The sequence below is a fragment of the Streptomyces sp. Ag82_O1-12 genome, from assembly GCF_900182715.1.
GTDB classification, from domain to species: Bacteria; Actinomycetota; Actinomycetes; order Streptomycetales; family Streptomycetaceae; genus Streptomyces; species Streptomyces massasporeus.
In genome coordinates this window covers 3,715,709-3,733,341 of the sequence record NZ_FXUW01000001.1, presented here as the reverse complement: position 1 = coordinate 3,733,341, position 17,633 = coordinate 3,715,709, and the positions used below count along the sequence as shown (strand labels likewise).

Below are 17,633 nucleotides of genomic sequence, written 5' to 3'. Positions count from 1 at the left end.
ATGTCACTGCTCGCGGGAAAGACGGTCGTCGTGTCGGGGGTCGGGGCCGGGCTCGGGCGGCAGGTGGCGGCGGCCGTCGTACGGGACGGCGGGTGTGCCGTGCTCGGGGCCCGCACGGAGGCGAGCCTGGCGAAGACGGCCGCCGAGATCGACCCCGGTGGGGCGTGTACCGCGTACCGCGCCACGGACATCCGTGACGAGGCGCAGTGCGAGGCGCTCGCCGGTGCGGCGCGGGAGCGGTTCGGCGGGATCGACGCCGTCGTCCATGTGGCCGCGCTGGACGGCTACTTCGGCGGTCTCGAGGACGCCGACTTCGAGTCCTGGCGGTCGGTCCTCGACGTGAACCTGCTGGGCACGCTGCGGATGACCCGGGCCTGTCTGCCGTCGCTCAAGGAGGCCGGCGGATCCGTCGTGTTCATCGGGACGCAGTCGGCGGTGGCCGCCCCCTCGCAGGTGCGGCAGGCGGCGTACGCGGCGTCGAAGGGCGCGCTGACGAGCGCGATGTACTCGCTGGCGCGGGAGCTCGGGCCGCACCGGATCCGGGTCAACACCGTGCTGCCCGGCTGGATGTGGGGGCCGCCGGTGCGGGCGTACGTCCGGTTCACGGCGCAGACGGAGGACGTGGACGAGGCGACCGTCCTGGAGCGGCTGACCGGGCGGGTGGCGCTGCCCGAGCTGGCCACGGACGCGGACGTGGCCGATGCGGCCGTGTTCCTGGCGTCGGACCGGGCGCGGGCGATCACCGGACAGTCGTTGCTGGTCAACGCGGGGGAGCTGATGCGATGAGCTGATGGAGTGTGTTCATGTAGATGAACCGAGGTCATCACGCCGAACGAATTTACCTCCCCTTGACTATACGGTTACTTGTCGTGTCCACGCGGCAGCGCCCACGATGAGCGCCGGGCTGATCCCTGGGAGGGCGCACATGAACGGTCTCGACTGGGCCGTGCTCATCGGCTACTTCGCCGTGATGGTCGCGATCGGCGTCTGGTCGCACAAACGCGTCGACAACGTCAGCGACTTCTTCACCGCCGGCGGCAAGATGCCCTGGTGGCTGTCCGGCATCTCGCACCACATGTCGGGCTACAGCGCGGTGATGTTCACCGGGTACGCGGGCATCGCCTACACCTACGGCGTCACGTCCTTCGTCACCTGGTCCTTCCCCATCGCCCTCGGCATCGCCATCGGGTCGAAGCTGTTCGCGCCGCGCATCAACCGGCTGCGCTCCCGGCTCCACGTGGCCTCCCCGCTGGAGTACCTGAAGAACCGCTACGACCTGAAGACACAGCAGGCGCTGGCCTGGTCCGGGATGCTGCTGAAGATCGTGGACGTGGGCGCCAAGTGGGCCGCCATCGCCACCCTGCTGTCCGTCTTCACGGGGATCTCCCTCAACCAGGGCATCCTCATCACGGGCGCCATCACCGCGATCTACTGCACGATCGGCGGACTCTGGGCGGACGCGCTGACCGAACTCGGCCAGTTCATCATCCAGTTGCTGGCCGGCGTCGCGATGTTCGTGGCGGTGTTCGTACGCCTCGACGACCACGGCGGCTTCTTCGGCGTCTGGGACTCGCCCGAGCTCCAGGGCCACGAGAAACCGCTCATCGGGCCGTACGGCACGGTGTTCCTGCTCGCCTTCCTCTTCATCAAGCTCTTCGAGTACAACGGCGGCATGCTCAACCAGGCCCAGCGCTACATGGCCACCCCGAACGCCAAGGAGGCCGAGCGCTCCGCCCGGCTCTCGGCGATCCTCTGGCTGGTCTGGCCCCTCGTCCTGTTCTTCCCCATGTGGATGTCACCCCTGCTGGTCGAGTCGCAGAAGCCGGACGGCTCGGACTCCTACGCCCTGATGACCGAACAACTCCTGCCGCACGGCCTGCTGGGCCTGGTCATCGTCGGCTTCTTCTCGCACACCATGGCCATGTGCTCCTCCGACGCCAACGCCATCGCGGCCGTCTTCACCCGGGACTGCGCGCCGGTGATCTGGGCGCGGGCCCGGACCTGGAACCAGAGCCAGGGCCTGCGGGTCGCCCGCATCGCCACGGTCGTCTTCCTCGGCCTGTCCATGGCGGCGGCGACCCAGGTCAACTCGCCCGCCTTCAAGGACATCATCACGGTGGTCATCAAGTGGGTGGCCGGACTGATGGGCCCGATGGCGATCCCGATGATGCTGGGCCTGCTGCGCGCGTTCCGCCGCTCCGGCCCCACGGCGGCCCTGGTCAGCTGGTCGATGGGCCTGCTCGCGTTCTGGCTGGTGAACTACCCGATCAACTGGAACGTCGAGGGCGGCGTGCCGCTCCAGTACCAGGTGTCGATCCCGCTGGCCGTGTCGCTGGTCCTGTACATCCTCGTCGGTTACATCCGCCCGGAGGACACACCGGAGCGGCTGGCGATCATCGAACGCATCAACACCGACGACGACGGCACGGCGGCGGCCACGATCCCGGCCCCGGCCGGCCCGGCGGACGACGTGGTGCGCCTCGGCAAGGACTGAACCCACCACCGGGCGACCACCCCCTCGGCAGAGTGGCCGCCCGGCGGCATGTCGTACCCGCGCCGCGGGCGACACGGCGGCGGCCCGGGCGGGCAGGCCCTGGGGTCTCCCGGCGGAGGAGGGGGCGTGTGCTTCGCCCGGGGATGTGCCGATATCGAACGCCGGGTGGAGGAGCGCGAGCCCGCCACCGGCTCGTGGGTGGGCCGCGCGTCGTCACTGCAGAGCAGGTGAGCCCCCGCCGCCGCCCGACCTCGCCCTCGGCCGGCCGTGCGCGGCGCCGGTCCGGCCGCGATCCAGCCCCTGCTGCTCTGTCCGGCGTGCAGGAATCCGGGCCACCGCGACGGCACTCGTGGCGGGGTGATCTGTGGAAGCAGCAGCGGCGTTGCCGCCCACATGCCGGGTGGTGGACCGCCCGGCAGCGATGAGTGGGGGCCGGTTCAGGCCCTCGGGTAGCGGGCGAGCCAGCCGGGGGAGGAGCCGGCCGGGCCGTGCAGGGCCGGGCCCTGGGTCATCTCCATGGCGAAGTCGTCGGCGAGTTCCAGGATGGTGGCGCGGCCCTCCAGCTCGGCCAGCCAGCCCGGCGGCAGGGCCGTCTCCCCGTGCATCGCGCCGAGCAGGCCGCCGGTCAGCGCGCCGGTGGTGGCGGACGGGCCGTCGTGGTTCACCGCGAGGCACAGCCCGTGCCGGACGTCCGCCGCGACCAGCGCGCAGTACACGGCGGCGGCCACGAGCCCCTCCGCCGTACCCGCCCCGCTCAGCTCTGCCACGCGCTCCGGGCCCGGCATGCCCTGCCGCACGGCGCCCAGCGCGTGCTGCAGCGCCTCCGACACCGGCTGGTGCCCCGGCCGGGCGGCCAGCAGTCCGAAGGCCCGCTGCACGGCTGCGTCGAGACTCTCGCCCAGCGCCAGCGCATGCACGATCACGGCGTACGCACCCGCCGCGAGGGAAGCGGTGGGGTGACCGTGGGTCTGCGCGGCGCACTCCACGGCGAGCTGTATGACCAGCTGCGGCTCCCAGCCCACGAGCAGCCCGAACGGGGCCGACCGGGCGGCGGCCTCGGCCCCGGCCTCCCCGGGGTTCTTGGGCGCCTCCGGGGTCCCCATGGTCTCGTCGCCGAGCCCCAGCAGCAGGGCGCGACTGGGGTCCCGCCGCGCGTACAGCCACTCCTCCCGCGCCAGCCACCCGTCTTCCTTGCGGCGCTCGTCGGGCCCCCAGTCGCGCTGCGTGGCGGCCCAGCGCAGATACGCCCGGTGCAGATCGGTCGGCGGATGCCAGGCACCGGTGTCCCGTCTGACCTGGGCCCGGATCAGCCCGTCGACGGAGAACAGGGTGAGCTGGGTGAGGTGCGTGACCGCGCCGCGTCTGCCGTAGGCGGGGGCCAGGTCCACCAGGCCCTCCGCCCCGTGCGCCTCCCGGACGGCGTCGATGGTCAGCCCGTCGACCGGCGTGCCCAGGGCGTCTCCCACGGCCACGCCGAGCAGGGTCCCGCGCACCCGGCTGCGGAAGTCCTGCTGCTCTGTACGGCCCCAGACGGCGCCGGCAGTCGCACCCACCTAGACCTCCCCGGGGCACCGTCCATACGTACGACAGCTCAGCACTGTAATCGAACGGGAACGAGGGGTTCGGAGGGGTGCGGAGGACCGGCTCAGCGCAGTTCCTCCGGGCACGGCGTGCCCCGGGGGAACTGGTACGGCGCCGCCAGACGGTAGGTCCCGGCCTTCGGGGCCAGCAGCTCCGTCCACTTGTCGCCCTGGGCGTCCTCCTCCGTCTCCGCCAGGCAGCCGTTGACGTTCACATACGTCTTCGGCTCACCCTCGGGACGGTTCCTGGACTCCTCCGTCTCCTGCGGCGGCTTCAGGCTCTTGCCCTCCGCGTCGACGATGCTCAGCCAGGGCGAGTAGGGGATACGGACCAGGACCCGGCCCGCCTTCCTCACCTGGAGGACCATCTCGCCCTGCTCGGCCCGGTCGACCACGGCGTTCGGCTCGGCCAGCGAGGTCGGGGCGGTCACCCTGAACAGCTGCCAGGTGTCATTGCCCCAGATCTGGGTCAGATACGGCAGCCCGCGCCGCACCAGCGCCCGCTCCCGCTGACCCCCGTCACCGTCCGGCTCGCCCTTCGGCAGCACGACGTAGTGCACGGCCCAGCGCTTCAGCCACTCGTGGTAGTTCGCCGAGTTGAGCGTGTCGTCGTAGAAGAGGGGGTTGCGCTCCATGTCGGCCTGGCGGTTCCAGCCGCGGGCCAGGTTGACGTACGGGGCGAGCGCGGAGGCCTCGCGGTGGGAGCGGGCGGGGACGACCTCGACCCGGCCCTTCTCGGCGCCGACCTCCTGCAACTCGTTGACGAGCGGTGCGAGCTCGCGCGACCAGGACGCCGCGGGCGCCGTGTGCACGATGTCGTCGACCGTCTTGAAGCCGATCCACACGCCGAAACCGCAGAGCGCCACGACGGCCGCGTACCACCTGCGGCTGCGCGGCACCGTGAACGGCAGCGCGGCGACCAGCGCGACCCCGGCGAACAGCATCGCCAGCCGCGTGATGTTCGAACCGATCTGGGAGCTGATCAGCCACACCAGCACGACCCCCAGGCCGTACACCGCGGCCGTGAGCCGGACCGTCTTCCAGTCCTGCGGCACCAGCACATAGGCGAGGACCGAGAACGCGAGCGGCAGCAGCACCGAGCCGATCATCATCGGCTGCGTGCCCGAGAACGGGAACAGCCACGCCGACACCGCCACCACCGCGCTCGGCGCCAGACCCAGCGCCCACGCGCCCGGCCGCCGCTTCTGCAGGAACAGCGCCACCGCCACCAGGCCCACGAACAGGCCCGCGACCGGCGACGCCATGGTGGCCAGCGCGGCCAGCGGCGCCGCGCTCAGGGCCTTCGCCCAGCGCTTGTACCGCCACCGGTAGGGCCAGCAGAACACGACGGCGACCGCGCCGAGCGCGAACATCATGCCGAGACCGAACGTCACCCGCCCGGACACCGCGTTGCAGAACAGCCCGAACACGCCCGCCAGCGACGCCCACAGGGGGTTGAGCACGGAGCGGCTGCGCAGCAGGAGCAGGGTCAGCAGCCCGGCGGAGACCGTCCCCGCGATCATCATCGTCGTCCGCACGCCGAGCACCGACATCAGATACGGCGACACCACGCTGTACGACACCGGGTGCATGCCGCCGTACCAGGCGAGGTTGTACGCCGAGTCCGGGTGCCGGCCGACGAACTCGGCCCACGCGTCCTGCGCGGCCAGATCGCCACCGCTGTTCGCGAACGTGAAGAACCAGAGGATGTGCAGCGCCGCGGCCAGGCCCGTGACGGACAGCACCGGGTGCCGCAGCATGCGCTCGCGCAGCGCCAGGACGGGGGCGGGCCACTCGAACCGCGAGCCGCCGTCCTCAGGCGCGCCGCCCTCAGGCGCGCTGCTCCCGGGCGCGCCGTCTTCCGGTGCTTCGGGCAGGCGTATTCGCGGGCCTGATACCGAGCCCGGTTCGGCGTCGTCTGCGCGTGTCGGCTCCGCAGTGGCCACTCGAAGGCACTCCCCGTGTCCCGTCTTCTGTTCTCGGCTTCCGCTGCCGAGCCGCCGCGAGCGGCGACCTGTCCCGATTCGGGACGCTAGCACGCACCCCGCCGGGCAGCGCCCGGACGGGCCGTTACCGGCGGAGTGCGGTGGTGCGGCCGCCCCGGCTCAGGCGAGGCGCGTGAGCTTGGCCGCGAAGCCCGGCTCCTTCAGGTCCTTCTGGAGTGCGACCGGGACCTTCACGGCGCTGGTCGTTCCGTCACCGACGGTGAGCGTGCCCACCTTGGTGCCGGCCTTGGCCGTGTGCGGCAGGTCGTCACCGGCGAACGTCAGCTTGACGGACAGGCCCGCCCAGCCGACGGCCGTGACGTCCTCGGTGACGGCGACCGGCGTACGGCCGCCGAGACCGTCGTCCGCGTACCCGACGACATCGCCCTTCTTCAGGATCGTCGCCGACTCCAGCGCGCCCTGCGCGGCCCGGATCAGCTTGTCGCCCTCGTGGAGAGCCGCGCCCAGGATCGTGTTGTCCGGGCCTCCGGCGGGCTGGCGCACGACCGCGCCGATGATCCGGTGGACCTCGCCGTTCACGTCCTTCCTGGCCGCGAAGACGAGGTTGCCGAGCGCCGAGGTGGTGGTGCCGGTCTTGATGCCGGTGACGTCGTTGTAGCCGACCAGGCGGTTCCAGTTGTCGTGCTTCTTCTGCTTGTAGTCGACGTAGGACATCATCGTCGCGACCTCGCGGAACGCCGGCTGCAGCATGGCGGCCTTGGCGAGCTTCACCTGGTCCACGGCCGTGGAGACGGTCGTGTTGTTCAGGCCCGACGGGTCGGTGTACGTCGTGTTCTTCATGCCGAGGTCCTTGGCGGCGTCGTTCATCTTCTGCACGAACGCCTTCTCGGACCCCGCGTCCCAGCGGGCGAGCAGCCGCGCCACGTTGTTCGCGGACGCGATCAGGATGCTCTCCAGGGCCTCCCGCTCGGTGATCCTGTCGCCCTTGGTGACGTCGACGGTGGACTCCTGGCCGGCGTCGGACTGGTCCTGCGCGGCCTGGTCGATCAGGATCTTCGGGCCGTCCTCGCCGCTCTTGAGCGGGTGGTCGCGCAGGATGACGTAGGCGGTCATGACCTTGGCGACGCTCGCGATCGGGACGGGCTTCTGTTCGCCGGAGGATCCGAACGTGCCGATGCCCTGGACGTCCAACGCGGCCTGGCCGTCGGCGGGCCAGGGGATGTCGACCTTGCCGCCCTCGAAGGTGTAGCTGTCCTTGGCGGTCAGTTCGAGGGTGGGCGAGGGGAGCGGGCGCACGCTCTGCACGACCGCGAAGACGACGACCAGCAGCAGCACCAGCGGCGTCCAGATCTTCACCCGCCGGGCCGCCGTCCGCAGCGGGGTCTCCGGGGGCGGCGGGGTGTTCGTCAGCTCGGCCAGCAGATCCAGCGGCGGCTTGGGCGGCAGCGGCTGCTGCGTGGTCCGCTCGGGGCCGACGGTGGGGACGGGCGCGGTGGCCTCGGCCGGGGCGACGGGCTTCTTCGTCGCCGGGTCGTCCAGGGGCTTGAGCGCGACGAACTTGCTGGTCCGCTCGGCGTCCTTCTCCGGGACGTCCTTCTTCGGCTTCTCCGGAGCGCCCTTGGTCCCGCCCCCGATCTTCAGCATGGTGGTGGGCTGATCGACCTGGGGCCGGGGGGCCTTGAAGACGGCGGTGGGCTGGTCGACGGGGGGTTCGGCGGGGGCGTCGTCGTCGGTCGAGCCGTCAGCCTTGCCTGACTTGTCCGACTTGGGGCCTTCGGTCGGGGCCTTGGCGTCGGCGGCGTCGTCCTTGGAGGCGTCGGCGTCGTCGGCGTCGTCGGTCGTCTTGGGTGCGGTCTTGGGGCGGGGGCCTTGGGGGCGGGCTTGGCGGCGGGGGCTTTCGACTCGGCCTCGGCGTCGCCGGAGACCCGCGGGTCCGCGGGCTTGGACGCCTCGTCGGTCTCCTCGTCGGCCTCGGGAGTGCCGGTGCCGCCGCCCGTGGCGGAACGGTCCGCCTCGGGCCCGGCGGCATCGTCTGCGGCGTCCTGGGTCGCCTCGTCGCGCCTGGCTTCGCGCCCGGCCTCACGGCGGTCGGCGCCGTCCGCGCCGTTGTCGGCGTCCACGGCGCTCCTGGCGTCCTCGGCGTCCGACGGGGTCTGCGACGCCCCTGCGGCCTTCCCGGCCTCCTGGGCGCCCGTGTCGGCCTCGGCGGGCTCGTCCGCGCCCTCGGTGGCCTCTCGGGCGTTCTCGGCGTCCTCGTCGTTCTCGGCGTCACCCTTGGCGGCGGCAGACTTCTCGCCACCGTCCGCCGAGGCGACCCACGCGGCGACGGCATCCCGCAGCCGCCCGTCGCCGCCCTCGGCGTCGGAGGCCTCCTTGCGGGCCCCGGACGCCTCGGACTCGTCGGAGGAGCTGGAAGCGCCCTCCCCGGCGTCAGCGGTGGCGTCCTCGGCGTCCGGGTCGCTCACGTCCCCCTCGGCGTCCGGGTCGCTCGCACCGCGCTCGACGGACTCGTCCGCGCCCTCGGCGTCCGAGTCGCTCCCGGACCTCCCGGCGTCACCCGCGGCGCCGTCCGCTGCGTCCTCGGTACCCGAGTCGCTCTCGGCCCTCTCGGTGTCCGAGGCGTCCGCGGCCCGCCCGGCGTCACTCGCGGCGTTCTCCGTGTCCGAGTCGCTCCCGGCCTCCTCGGGGTTCGCAGCGGACGCGGCGCCCCGGGTCGCGTCGTCCTCCGGCTCCGAGCCGCCCGCGGCGCGCCCGGTGTTCTTCGGGGGCTCGGCCGTGCGTGTGGACAGCACGCGCGTCGCCGTGTCGGCACCGCCTCGTGCCGAGGACTTCTCCGCGTCCCGGGCCACCGCGAGCCGCGGGTCGGCGGCTTCGCTCCTGGCTTCCGGAACCGGACTCGCGCTCCCCGACGTCTTCCGTGCCGACGACTCGCGCTGCTTCGACCTGTCGGGGGACTCGCCCGCCACCGATGCCTCCTCCTCGCGCCGCTGCTGCCCGCGTGCGCGTACCGAACCGTGAACCGCCGCCCGTGACACCGCTCCGGCGCTGTCCGAACCATGTACCAGTGTCCTGTGTGCGGGCCAAACCCATCCGGTAGACGAGAACGACATACCTACTGGTTCCACTACGAACCGGTCACGCACCCTCGACAGACCAATGTGAGAGGGGTCACCCTGTCTTTCATCCACGCGGGGAGGCATGGATGGGCAGGAGCCGCAGAACACTTCCGGAGGAGCTTCTGCTGCTGGCGTTGGACCCGACCACGGGCACCACCGCACAGCCGCAGTCGCTCGACCTCGGTCTGGCCGGAGCACAGCTAGTAGAGCTGGCGCTGGCCGGACGGATAGCCCCAGACGGGGATCGTATCGCCGTGGTGGCGCCACGGCCGACTGGAGATCCAACACTGGACTGCGCACTGGAGTTGCTGCGAAGGCGTGGCGCTCCCGTGCGAGCCGTCCACTGGATTGGCGGGCCGCGTCTCGGGCTGCGCCAGACCTACCTCTCGCATCTGGAGCGGTGCGGCATGGTGCATGCCGTGGCGGGCCAGATGTGCGGGGTGTTGCCGACGACTCGCTACCAGGCGACGGACACCGAGATCAGCCGGGAGATCAGAGCCCGGCTGGACTCCGCGATCCGCACCGGCGTACCGCCGGACCCGCGGACCGCGGCACTCGCGGCCCTCGCCCACGCGGTCGGCCTCGGCAAGCACCTGTACCCGGGCAACGAGGGACGCTCCTCTCGCTCCCGGCTCAGGGACCTGATCAGGCACGACCCCATGGGCGGTCTCGTCGCGCACGCGGTGATGGACGTCCAGAACGGCGTCGCGGCCCAGCCGCGCCGCAACCCGGCACCGTCCGGCCGTCAGGCCGCCGGTGGCACCAGGCCCGCAGCGGAGCCCGCTCGGGGGGTTCCGATGCAACCGCGCCACGGAAGCATGGTGCGCGTCGCGGCCCACTGAGCCGCGCCGCGCCGGCACGACCTACGACCGGTACACGCACCACGGGACCCACGAACCCGGTCACGGGAGCCGCTGTCCGAGCGGGGCGAAGAGAGCACACACTCTCTTCGCCCCGCTCGGCGTGCCGTGCCCCGAACTGGCGTGTACCCGTCGCATATCCACCGTTTCCCAGCGGTAGTAAGCACCTTGGTGGCAGTCTGCTCAACAGCAGATACGCAAAGTAGAGGCACGCAGCCGGAGGTGCACGTCCCGTGGCGTCCAATGTCAATCCCACCGTCAGGCGGCGCCGGCTGGGCCAGGAGCTCCGCAGGCTCCGTGAGCTCAAGGGCATGACGGCCGAAGAGGTGGCCGAGCGGCTGCTGGTGTCGCAGTCGAAGATCAGCCGGCTGGAGAACGGGCGGCGCAGCATCAGCCAGCGCGACGTCCGCGACCTGTGCGGGGTCTACGAGGTCGAGGACCAGCGCATCGTCGACTCACTGATGCAGATGGCCAAGGACTCCCGGCAGCAGGGCTGGTGGCACGCCTTCGGGGACATCCCCTACAGCGTCTACATCGGCCTGGAGACGGACGCCGAGTCGCTGCGGGTCTACGAACCCCAGATCATCACCGGCCTGTTGCAGACCCGTGCGTACGCCGAGGCCATCATCCGCGGCGGTTCGCCCGAGGCGTCGGACGCGGACCACGACAAGCGCGTCGAGGTCCGGCTGCGCCGGCAGGGCCGGATCACCGCCGACACCGAACCGCTGCGGCTGTGGGTGGTCCTGGACGAGGCGTCCCTGCACCGGATCGTCGGCAGCCGGCCGGTGATGCGCGAGCAGCTGGAGCACCTCATCGAGATGTCGCAGCTGCCCCACATCACCGTGCAGGTCCTGCCGTTCGAGGTGGGCGCGCACGCGGGCATCAACGGCCAGTACTCGATCCTGGAGTTCGCCGACGCGGCCGACTCGAGCGTGGTCTACATCGAGGGCGTCACCAGCGACCTGTACCTGGAGAAGCCGCTCGACGTGCAGAAGTACACGGTGATGTACGAGCACCTGCGCGCCCAGTCGCTGAACGTGGACCAGTCCCGGCAGCTCATCGAGAACGTGGCGAAGGAGTACGCACGCTGAGCCGTAGCCGGAGGATGATCTTCCGTCGGGCGAAGCGCGGGATGTTACACCCCGGACACGCCTGACTGGAAGTGTCCTCTGGAATATGCCATCCAGTCGAGTGAATGGCTGCTCCGATCGAGGATGTTGGCGAGTAGCGTCGATCACGCCACCCACCAGCACGGGTTGGCGTAAACGCAACTGGCAACGGAGCGAACATGGCAATTCGTCTGGGCGCCACGGAAACGTGGACGACGTCCTCCTACACCAACAACAACGGCGCGTGCGTGATGGTCAGGTCGACCGTCGCCGAGGCCCTGGAGCTCGGGGACACCAAGATCCCCGAGGGCCCCAAGCTGGCGTTTCCCGCCGACGCGTGGAACGCCTTCGTGGCCTCGGTCACGGCCTGACCTCACGATCGACAGCACCACAAGCACCACCGACAGAGCCCTCTCGACCAGCATCGCCGTCCTTGCCGAGAGGGCTCCGCTTGTGCCCGCGGGGCCCCTGAGAGGGCTCAGCTCACCGGGAACGCCACGTCACACGCCGGGTCCTCGGGCCCCGTAGCCGCCCAGTCCGCGAAGTAGAGCTCCCCGCCTCGACCACCTCGGCGATCCGGGCGAGCGGCATGTCCAGCTGCCGCAGCATCGCCACGAGCCGGGCCCGTTCGGCCTGGCCGGCGCGGTAGTAGCGGTAGCCGGTCACCTCGTCGACGTGCGCCGGCGCCAGCAGGCCCAGCCGGTCGTACAGCCGCAGGGCCTTCGGCGACAGGCGGGCACGCGCGGCGAACGCCCCGATGGTGAGCAGCTCCAGGTTCGGTTCCGGTCCGTCCACCACGGCATCCTCCGTCATCGGGCGGCTCTTCCGCCCGATGACGAGGACGCTCGGGCCTGACCCAGGGGCAAGGTCAAGCAGCGCGCCGTCAGGCCAGCTGGGCCTCGATCGCCGCCACGACCTCCGCCGCGTCCGGCTCGGTCTGCGGCGAGAAGCGGGCGACGACCTGCCCGTCGCGGCCGATGAGGAACTTCTCGAAGTTCCAGCGGATGTCGCCGCTGTGCCCCTCGGCGTCCGCGAAACCGGTCAGGCGGTCGTACAGCGGGTGCCGGCCCTCGCCGTTCACCTCGACCTTCTCGGTCATCGGGAACGTCACGCCGTACGTGGCCGAGCAGAACTCGGCGATCTCGTCGGCGCTGCCGGGCTCCTGCCCGAGGAACTGGTTGCAGGGCACGCCGAGGACGCTGAAGCCGCGCCCGGCGTACTGCTCGTGGAGCTTCTCCAGGCCCGTGTACTGCGGGGTCAGGCCGCACTTGGAGGCGACGTTCACCACGAGCACCGCCTTGCCCGCGTACTGGGACAGGTCGGCCGGGCCGCCCTGCAGCGCACCGATCTCGACGTCGAGGGGAGAGGAACCGTTGATAGTCGTCATGAGCCGACCCTAGCTCCGCCGGGTGCCGGGCCGGCCGCGGGCCTCGGTGGCCTCCACCAGTACCTGCCCCGCCGCCGTCCGCGAGTACAGCACCGATCTGCCCGCCCGCCGCCGCTCCACCAGACCGGCGTCCAGCAACACCCGCAGATGCCGCCCGACCGAGCCGAGCCCCTGCCCGGTCACGGCGACCAGCTGGCTGGTGCTCAGCGGCGAGCCGAGCCGGACCAGCACCCCCGCGCGGGCCGGGCCGAGCAGCGCGCCGAGGCTCGCGGGCACGGGACTGCCCCCGGGGTCGGCGAGCGCCCCGGCGCACGGGTAGACCAGCGCGTACCGGTCCGTCCCCTCCCACGCCACCCAGCCGATGCGCTGCGTCGTGATGGGCACGAACACCAGCTCCGCGCCGGACAGCTCGCGCGGCGGGTACTCGTGCGCGTTGACCTGGAGCCGGTTCTCCCCGAGCCACTGCGTGCCCGGCCGCAGCGTGTCCAGCGCGCTCGCCCAGCCGCCCCGGCTGACCTGCGCGGTCCGCGCCACCACATCGGCTTCCAGGATGCGCCGGCGCTGGGGCCAGTACGGCTGCACGGCCGTGGTCCAGACGTACGTCAGCAGGTCCGCGGCGCGCTCCGGGAGGTCGCCCCGGTGCAGCGGGGCCGGAACCGGGCCGCGCAGGGAGACGGTGAGGTCGGCGCGGGCCGCCTCCGGGTCGGCCGCCCGCACACGCTCGACCCCCTGCTCGAAGGTCTCCCCGTCGCGCGGAGTGGGGGAGAGGAAGTCGGCCGTCCACTCCCGCCCGATCCCGGCGCGGATCAGCTGCGCGGTCACCGGGTCCCGTGCCAGCCGCCGCCGGTAGGCCGGCAGATGCGCGTCCAGCCACCGCCGCTCGCCGGGATGCGCCGCCCGGGCCCCGTGCAGCAGCCGCAGACTCGCGAAGGCCTCCGCGAACGGCGAGATCAGGAACCGGCTCCCGGCCAGGGTGTCGGCGTTGATCTGCCACCAGCCCATGCCCCACACCCTCCCCGAGGTTTCGCATGTGCGCGAAACAATAACCACGGGGACAGGAGCGTCGAAGACTCCGGCCATGCGCAGTTACCGCGATCTGTTCCGCACGCCCGAGTTCACGCCGTTCTTCCTGTCCGCCTCCGCGCAGACGGTCGCCCAGACCATGGGCGGACTGGCCCTGGGCACCCTGGTCTACCGGGCGACCGGGTCGCCGCTGCTGTCCGCCGTGAGCATGTTCGGCTCGTCGCTGGTGCAGGTGCTCGGCGCGACCTTCCTGCTCTCCGCCGCCGACCGGCTGCCCCCGCGCGCGGCCCTGACGGTGCTGCCCCTGCTCTTCGCGGCGGCCACCGCCGCCCTCGCCCTGCCCGGCCTGCCGGTCTGGGGGCTCTTCGCGATCCTCCTCGCCAAGGGGCTGGCGGAGTCCGTGGGCGGGGGAGTGCGCTGGGGCCTGCTCAACGAGATCCTCTCCAAGGACGGTTATCTGCTCGGCCGTTCGGTGTTCAACATGATGAGCGGGCTGATGCAGATCACCGGTTACGCGACCGGCGGCGCGCTCGTGGCCTTGATGTCCCCGCGGCTGTCCCTGCTGACGGCCGCGGCTCTGTACGTCCTGGCCGCCGTCGTCGTCCGCCTCGGCCTGACCCCCCGCCCGCCCCGTGCGACGGGCCGCCCCTCGGCGTCGGCGACCTGGCGCGCCAACGCCCTGCTCTGGTCCTCGCCGCCCCGCCGCCAGGTCTATCTGGCCCTGTGGATCCCCAACGGCCTGGTCGTCGGCTGCGAATCCCTCTACGTCTCCTACGCCCCCGACTCCGCCGGAACCCTGTTCGCCTGCGCGGCGCTGGGCATGCTCGCCGGGGACGTGCTGGTCGGCCGCGTGCTGCCGCCCCGCCTGCGCCGCCGCCTGGGCTTTCCGCTTCTGCTGCTCCTGGCCGTCCCGTACGTGCTGTTCCTCCTGAACCCGGAGCTTCCGCTCGCGGCGGCCGCGGTGACACTGGCCTCCGTGGGGTTCGGCGCGAGCCTCGTGCAGCAGGAGCGACTCGTGGCCCTCACCCCTGACGAGCTGTCGGGGCATGCCCTGGGGCTGCACTCGGCGGGGATGCTCACGACGCAGGGGGTCGCGGCGGCACTGGCGGGATCACTGGCCCAACTCACCTCTCCCGCCCAGGCGATGACCATGATGGCCGTGGGGTCGGCGGGAGTGACACTGCTGTTGATGGGGGCGGCGAGGCGGGAGGAACTCAGGACGGTGGGCTGTGAGACCGGCTCAGGAGGGTGAGCCGCTGGAGACCGCGGCCGTCCCACCCTCCATGAACACCTCGGGAACCTCGTTGTCCGCCACCACCCGTGACAGCAGGACGGCCAGACGGTCCCGCTCGGCGCCGCTCAGCCCGGAGGGCAGTGCCTCCACACGACGGCAGGTCTCGGCGTGGAACTTCCGGGCGAGCGCGGCCCCTTCGTCCGTCAGCCCCACCCGCACGGCCCGTCCGTCGCGCGGGTCGGCCTCCCGCCGTACCAGTCCGCGCCGCACGGTCCGGTCCACCAGCCCGGTCAGGCTCGACTTCGCCAGCCCGAGCGTCTCGCCCAGTTCGCTCATCCCGTACGGCTGGGGCATCAGCACGCACAGCAACTGCCCCTGCTGCGGCGTCAGTCCGTACGCCCGGCCGGCCTCCGCGTACACACCGTCGACCAGGAACGCCGCGCGCACCAGCGCGGCGACGACCCCCACCTGCCCGGCTGCCCCGTTCCCCATCGGGTCAGGGTACCGACCGGTAGGTCCACATGCGGGGTCGCGCGGGTCACTCCTCGTCGGGGGCCTCGCCCTCGATGAGGCGTTCCGCGATGTCGTCGGCCCACTCCTGGGCCCAGCGGCGCAGCCCGGCGACGGACGGCCCGTCGAGGCCCTGCACGGTGAACGCCCTGTCGTCGAGCCAGTCCGTGCCGGTCAGCCGGGCCTGGAGGTCCGTGAGGTCGAAGGTGTCGGGGGCGTGACGGCGGCCGAGCTCCTCGAGCTCGGGGTGGCTCCAGCGGGCCGAGGCGGCCCGGACGTCGACCAGGTCGCGTGCGAGACCGCGGTCGGCCAGGTCCCGCACCCGGGTGCCGACGAGGTCGTCGAGGGAGAGCGCCGGACCGAGCTCCGTCTCCACGGCCGGGCGCCACAGCACCTCCTTGTGGAGGGCGACCTGGCACTCCACGCCGCTCGGCGCGTCCGTCACGAGGAACTGGGCGGACAGCGGCCCGGCCTCCAGGGTCTGCACCAGCCAGCCGCGCCCCACCAGCCCGCTGCGGACCGTGTCCGCGACGGCCTCCAGCGCGGCCGGGTGCCCGGTGGCCAGGTCCACGTCCGGCCCGGTCCGCTCCACCAGCCCGTGCGCCAGCGCCGCGTACCCGCCCGCGAGGACGAGGGAGTAGGCCTCACCCACCGCCAGCAGATCACCGAGAAGCCGACCGGTGGGCTCGGGGACGGGGAGGAGGGCGGGCATGCCCTGATTATCGCGTGGGGGTGCTGGACAGCCGGGATGACCGGCCCGGACGGGTGACAGGGGATGGTCCGGCGGTGCCGTGCTTGGCGGCGCGGAGTACTACGCGACGGGCCCGCGTGGCGAGGCACCTGCTTGGGGGCGCGGGGAACTGCGCGACCAGCCCCCACCCCGCCGCACCGGACTACGCGCCCAGGCGCCCAGGCACCCACGCGCCTACGCCTTCCGCCCCACCCCGCAGTACGCATCCACGGCGCCGTCACCGAAACCGGCGTCACCAACAGCCTCCGGTCGCCACTCGGGAACCCTCACCACCCCCGGCTCCACCAGCTCCAGCCCGTCGAAGAACCCGGCGATCTCGGCAACCGGCCGGACGTAGTACGGCACCGCCCCGCTCGCGTTGTACGCCTCCGACGCGGCGATCATGCCCTCACTGGTCGCGGTGCTGTCGCTGATCACCAGGTGACTGCCGGACGGCAGCCCGGCCATGAGCCGCCGCACCAGCTCGCGCGCCCGCTCGTAGTCGGCGACGTGGCCGAGGGTGTTGAGGATCATCAGGCCGACCGGCCGGGACAGGTCGAGCGTGCCGGCGGCGGCCTTCAGGACGGCCTCGGGGTCGTACAGGTCGGCGTCCAGGTACGCGGTCCTGCCCTCGCGGGTGCTGGTGAGCAGCGCGTTGGCGTGGGCCAGCACGATGGGGTCGTTGTCGACGTAGACGATCCGGGCGTCGGGTGCGACGCGCTGGGCGACCTCGTGCGTGTTGTCGGCGGTGGGCAGCCCGGTGCCGACGTCCAGGAACTGGCGTACACCCTGCTCACCGGCGAGGTACGCGACGGCCCGCCCCAGGAACCGGCGGCTCGTGACCGCCACGTCGACGAGGCCCGGGAAGATCGACTTGATCTGGTCGCCGATCTCGCGGTCGACCTCGTAGTTGTCCTTGCCGCCGACGAAGTAGTTCCAGAAGCGGGCCGAGTGCGGCTTGGAGGTGTCGATGCGGTCGCGCAGGCGGTCGTCGGACACGGCGTGGCCTCCTGGGGGGCGGGGAAGGGGGACCGGCTCACCAACCTAGGCGAACTTCCAGGTGAGGGAGCGGTGTTGCCCCTCCCGCCGCCGCGCTGCCGTGGAGTTTCGGCCACGGCAGGACGGCGCTACACCCGGCCGGAGGCGACACCGCCCAACTCGCCGCCGCCCTCGTGCCCGCGGCCCTGGGTGACCAGCCAGAACGCCCACGCCAGGGACCACAGCAGCAGCCCGGCGGCGATCGGCGTACCGAAGATGATCAGCAGCCCGGCTCCGATGTTGGCTCCGACGCCCCCCGCGGTCAGGATCCGCCACCCCACTCCGGCCATGAGCCCGAGCGCCACCAGCGGCCCGAGCACCCCCCACCAACGCTGGTCCACCGCCCCGCGCAGGGACCGCCGCACGAGCACCACCGCACCGGCCACCGCCAGCACCAGCGCGAGTCCCCCGGCGGCCGCGGCCACGCCGTCCCCGATGTCCCACGGCTGGAACGCGTAGTCCAGCTCACTGGCCGGCAGCCCGGCGTAGTTCTGCTGCCCCATCAGCCCCCAGGCGGCCACAGGCACCCCGCCGACGAGCGCGGCCCCGGCCGCCACGATTCCCCGATTCGTCATACGACCAGGATCGGGGCGCGGTGCGGGGGGC

General features: G+C 72.2%; 14 protein-coding genes and 2 pseudogenes. 6 read left to right on the top strand and 10 right to left on the bottom strand.

All coding sequences use genetic code 11. The features are described 5' to 3' along the window. Complete coding sequence (locus QOL88_RS16980; protein WP_097217229.1) at positions 1-786, top strand: SDR family oxidoreductase; 786 nt, start codon at positions 1-3, stop codon at positions 784-786. 139 nt (positions 787-925) lie between these two features. Further along, a complete protein-coding gene (locus QOL88_RS16975) occupies positions 926-2,494 on the top strand; it encodes a sodium:solute symporter family protein (RefSeq protein WP_097217228.1) in 1,569 nt (522 codons plus the stop codon). Positions 2,495-2,931: 437 nt separating this feature from the next. Here the strand turns inward: QOL88_RS16975 and QOL88_RS16970 are convergent, their stop codons facing one another. The 3 genes and pseudogenes from QOL88_RS16970 to QOL88_RS16960 all read right to left on the bottom strand — a co-directional run bounded on the left by QOL88_RS16970 (position 2,932) and on the right by QOL88_RS16960 (position 8,986). Beyond that, positions 2,932-4,047, bottom strand: a complete 1,116-nt coding sequence (locus tag QOL88_RS16970; RefSeq protein ID WP_097217227.1) for an ADP-ribosylglycohydrolase family protein — start codon at positions 4,045-4,047, stop codon at positions 2,932-2,934. A 92-nt stretch (positions 4,048-4,139) separates the two neighbouring features. Beyond that, positions 4,140-6,020 (bottom strand): DUF8823 domain-containing protein, encoded by a 1,881-nt coding sequence (locus tag QOL88_RS16965; RefSeq protein ID WP_097217226.1) that lies wholly within the window; start codon positions 6,018-6,020, stop codon positions 4,140-4,142. A 159-nt stretch (positions 6,021-6,179) separates the two neighbouring features. Then, positions 6,180-8,986 (bottom strand): annotated as a pseudogene (locus QOL88_RS16960) (D-alanyl-D-alanine carboxypeptidase). A 236-nt stretch (positions 8,987-9,222) separates the two neighbouring features. Between QOL88_RS16960 and QOL88_RS16955 the strand changes: the two are divergent. The 3 genes from QOL88_RS16955 to QOL88_RS16945 all read left to right on the top strand — a co-directional run bounded on the left by QOL88_RS16955 (position 9,223) and on the right by QOL88_RS16945 (position 11,476). Then, positions 9,223-9,978 carry a GOLPH3/VPS74 family protein gene (locus QOL88_RS16955; RefSeq protein ID WP_097217224.1) on the top strand — a complete coding sequence of 252 codons (756 nt, stop codon included), beginning with the start codon at positions 9,223-9,225 and terminating at the stop codon, positions 9,976-9,978. 251 nt (positions 9,979-10,229) lie between these two features. Continuing rightward, the gene (locus QOL88_RS16950) at positions 10,230-11,087 is read left to right on the top strand and encodes a helix-turn-helix domain-containing protein (protein WP_097217223.1); all 858 of its coding nucleotides are present in this window, start codon (positions 10,230-10,232) and stop codon (positions 11,085-11,087) included. Between the two features lie 197 nt (positions 11,088-11,284). Next, positions 11,285-11,476, top strand: a complete 192-nt coding sequence (locus QOL88_RS16945) for a DUF397 domain-containing protein (RefSeq protein WP_097217222.1) — start codon at positions 11,285-11,287, stop codon at positions 11,474-11,476. 184 nt (positions 11,477-11,660) lie between these two features. Here QOL88_RS16945 and QOL88_RS16940 read toward each other — a convergent pair. The 3 genes and pseudogenes from QOL88_RS16940 to QOL88_RS16930 all read right to left on the bottom strand — a co-directional run. Further along, positions 11,661-11,918 (bottom strand): annotated as a pseudogene (locus QOL88_RS16940) (MerR family transcriptional regulator); the annotation flags it as partial. Between the two features lie 70 nt (positions 11,919-11,988). After that, positions 11,989-12,492, bottom strand: a complete 504-nt coding sequence (locus QOL88_RS16935) for a glutathione peroxidase (protein ID WP_097217221.1) — start codon at positions 12,490-12,492, stop codon at positions 11,989-11,991. 9 nt (positions 12,493-12,501) lie between these two features. Then, on the bottom strand, positions 12,502-13,494 hold the full coding sequence (locus tag QOL88_RS16930) for an ArsR/SmtB family transcription factor (protein ID WP_097217220.1): 993 nt from the start codon (positions 13,492-13,494) through the stop codon (positions 12,502-12,504). A gap of 76 nt (positions 13,495-13,570) precedes the next feature. On the opposite strand from QOL88_RS16930, the gene QOL88_RS16925 reads away from it, so the two are divergent. Further along, entirely contained in the window at positions 13,571-14,767 is a 1,197-nt protein-coding gene (locus QOL88_RS16925; RefSeq protein ID WP_097217219.1) for an MFS transporter, read from the top strand. On the opposite strand, the gene QOL88_RS16920 is transcribed toward QOL88_RS16925, so the two are convergent. The 4 genes from QOL88_RS16920 to QOL88_RS16905 form a co-directional block, all read right to left on the bottom strand. Further along, positions 14,756-15,241, bottom strand: coding sequence for a MarR family winged helix-turn-helix transcriptional regulator (locus tag QOL88_RS16920; RefSeq protein ID WP_097217218.1), 486 nt, complete (start codon positions 15,239-15,241; stop codon positions 14,756-14,758). The genes QOL88_RS16925 and QOL88_RS16920 overlap by 12 nt on opposite strands. A 46-nt stretch (positions 15,242-15,287) precedes the next feature. Then, complete coding sequence (locus QOL88_RS16915) at positions 15,288-15,971, bottom strand: nucleotidyl transferase AbiEii/AbiGii toxin family protein (protein ID WP_097217217.1); 684 nt, start codon at positions 15,969-15,971, stop codon at positions 15,288-15,290. 213 nt (positions 15,972-16,184) lie between these two features. After that, positions 16,185-16,988: an SAM-dependent methyltransferase gene (locus tag QOL88_RS16910; RefSeq protein WP_097217216.1), complete on the bottom strand. Its 804-nt coding sequence runs from the start codon at positions 16,986-16,988 to the stop codon at positions 16,185-16,187. Between the two features lie 128 nt (positions 16,989-17,116). Next, positions 17,117-17,602, bottom strand: a complete 486-nt coding sequence (locus QOL88_RS16905; protein ID WP_143668866.1) for a hypothetical protein — start codon at positions 17,600-17,602, stop codon at positions 17,117-17,119. Between the last annotated feature and the right edge of the window lie 31 nt (positions 17,603-17,633).

Excerpts from the sequence above, each read along its gene's own strand:
- QOL88_RS16945 (WP_097217222.1), top strand. The coding sequence starts at position 11,285 with ATGGCAATTCGTCTGGGCGCCACGGAAACGTGGACGACGTCCTCCTAC.
- QOL88_RS16930 (WP_097217220.1), bottom strand. The coding sequence starts at position 13,494 with ATGGGCTGGTGGCAGATCAACGCCGACACCCTGGCCGGGAGCCGGTTC.
- QOL88_RS16935 (WP_097217221.1), bottom strand. The coding sequence starts at position 12,492 with ATGACGACTATCAACGGTTCCTCTCCCCTCGACGTCGAGATCGGTGCG.
- QOL88_RS16975 (WP_097217228.1), top strand. The coding sequence starts at position 926 with ATGAACGGTCTCGACTGGGCCGTGCTCATCGGCTACTTCGCCGTGATG.
- QOL88_RS16925 (WP_097217219.1), top strand. The coding sequence starts at position 13,571 with ATGCGCAGTTACCGCGATCTGTTCCGCACGCCCGAGTTCACGCCGTTC.
- QOL88_RS16955 (WP_097217224.1), top strand. The coding sequence starts at position 9,223 with ATGGGCAGGAGCCGCAGAACACTTCCGGAGGAGCTTCTGCTGCTGGCG.
- QOL88_RS16915 (WP_097217217.1), bottom strand. The coding sequence starts at position 15,971 with ATGCCCGCCCTCCTCCCCGTCCCCGAGCCCACCGGTCGGCTTCTCGGT.
- QOL88_RS16980 (WP_097217229.1), top strand. The coding sequence starts at position 1 with ATGTCACTGCTCGCGGGAAAGACGGTCGTCGTGTCGGGGGTCGGGGCC.
- QOL88_RS16905 (WP_143668866.1), bottom strand. The coding sequence starts at position 17,602 with ATGACGAATCGGGGAATCGTGGCGGCCGGGGCCGCGCTCGTCGGCGGG.
- QOL88_RS16920 (WP_097217218.1), bottom strand. The coding sequence starts at position 15,241 with ATGGGGAACGGGGCAGCCGGGCAGGTGGGGGTCGTCGCCGCGCTGGTG.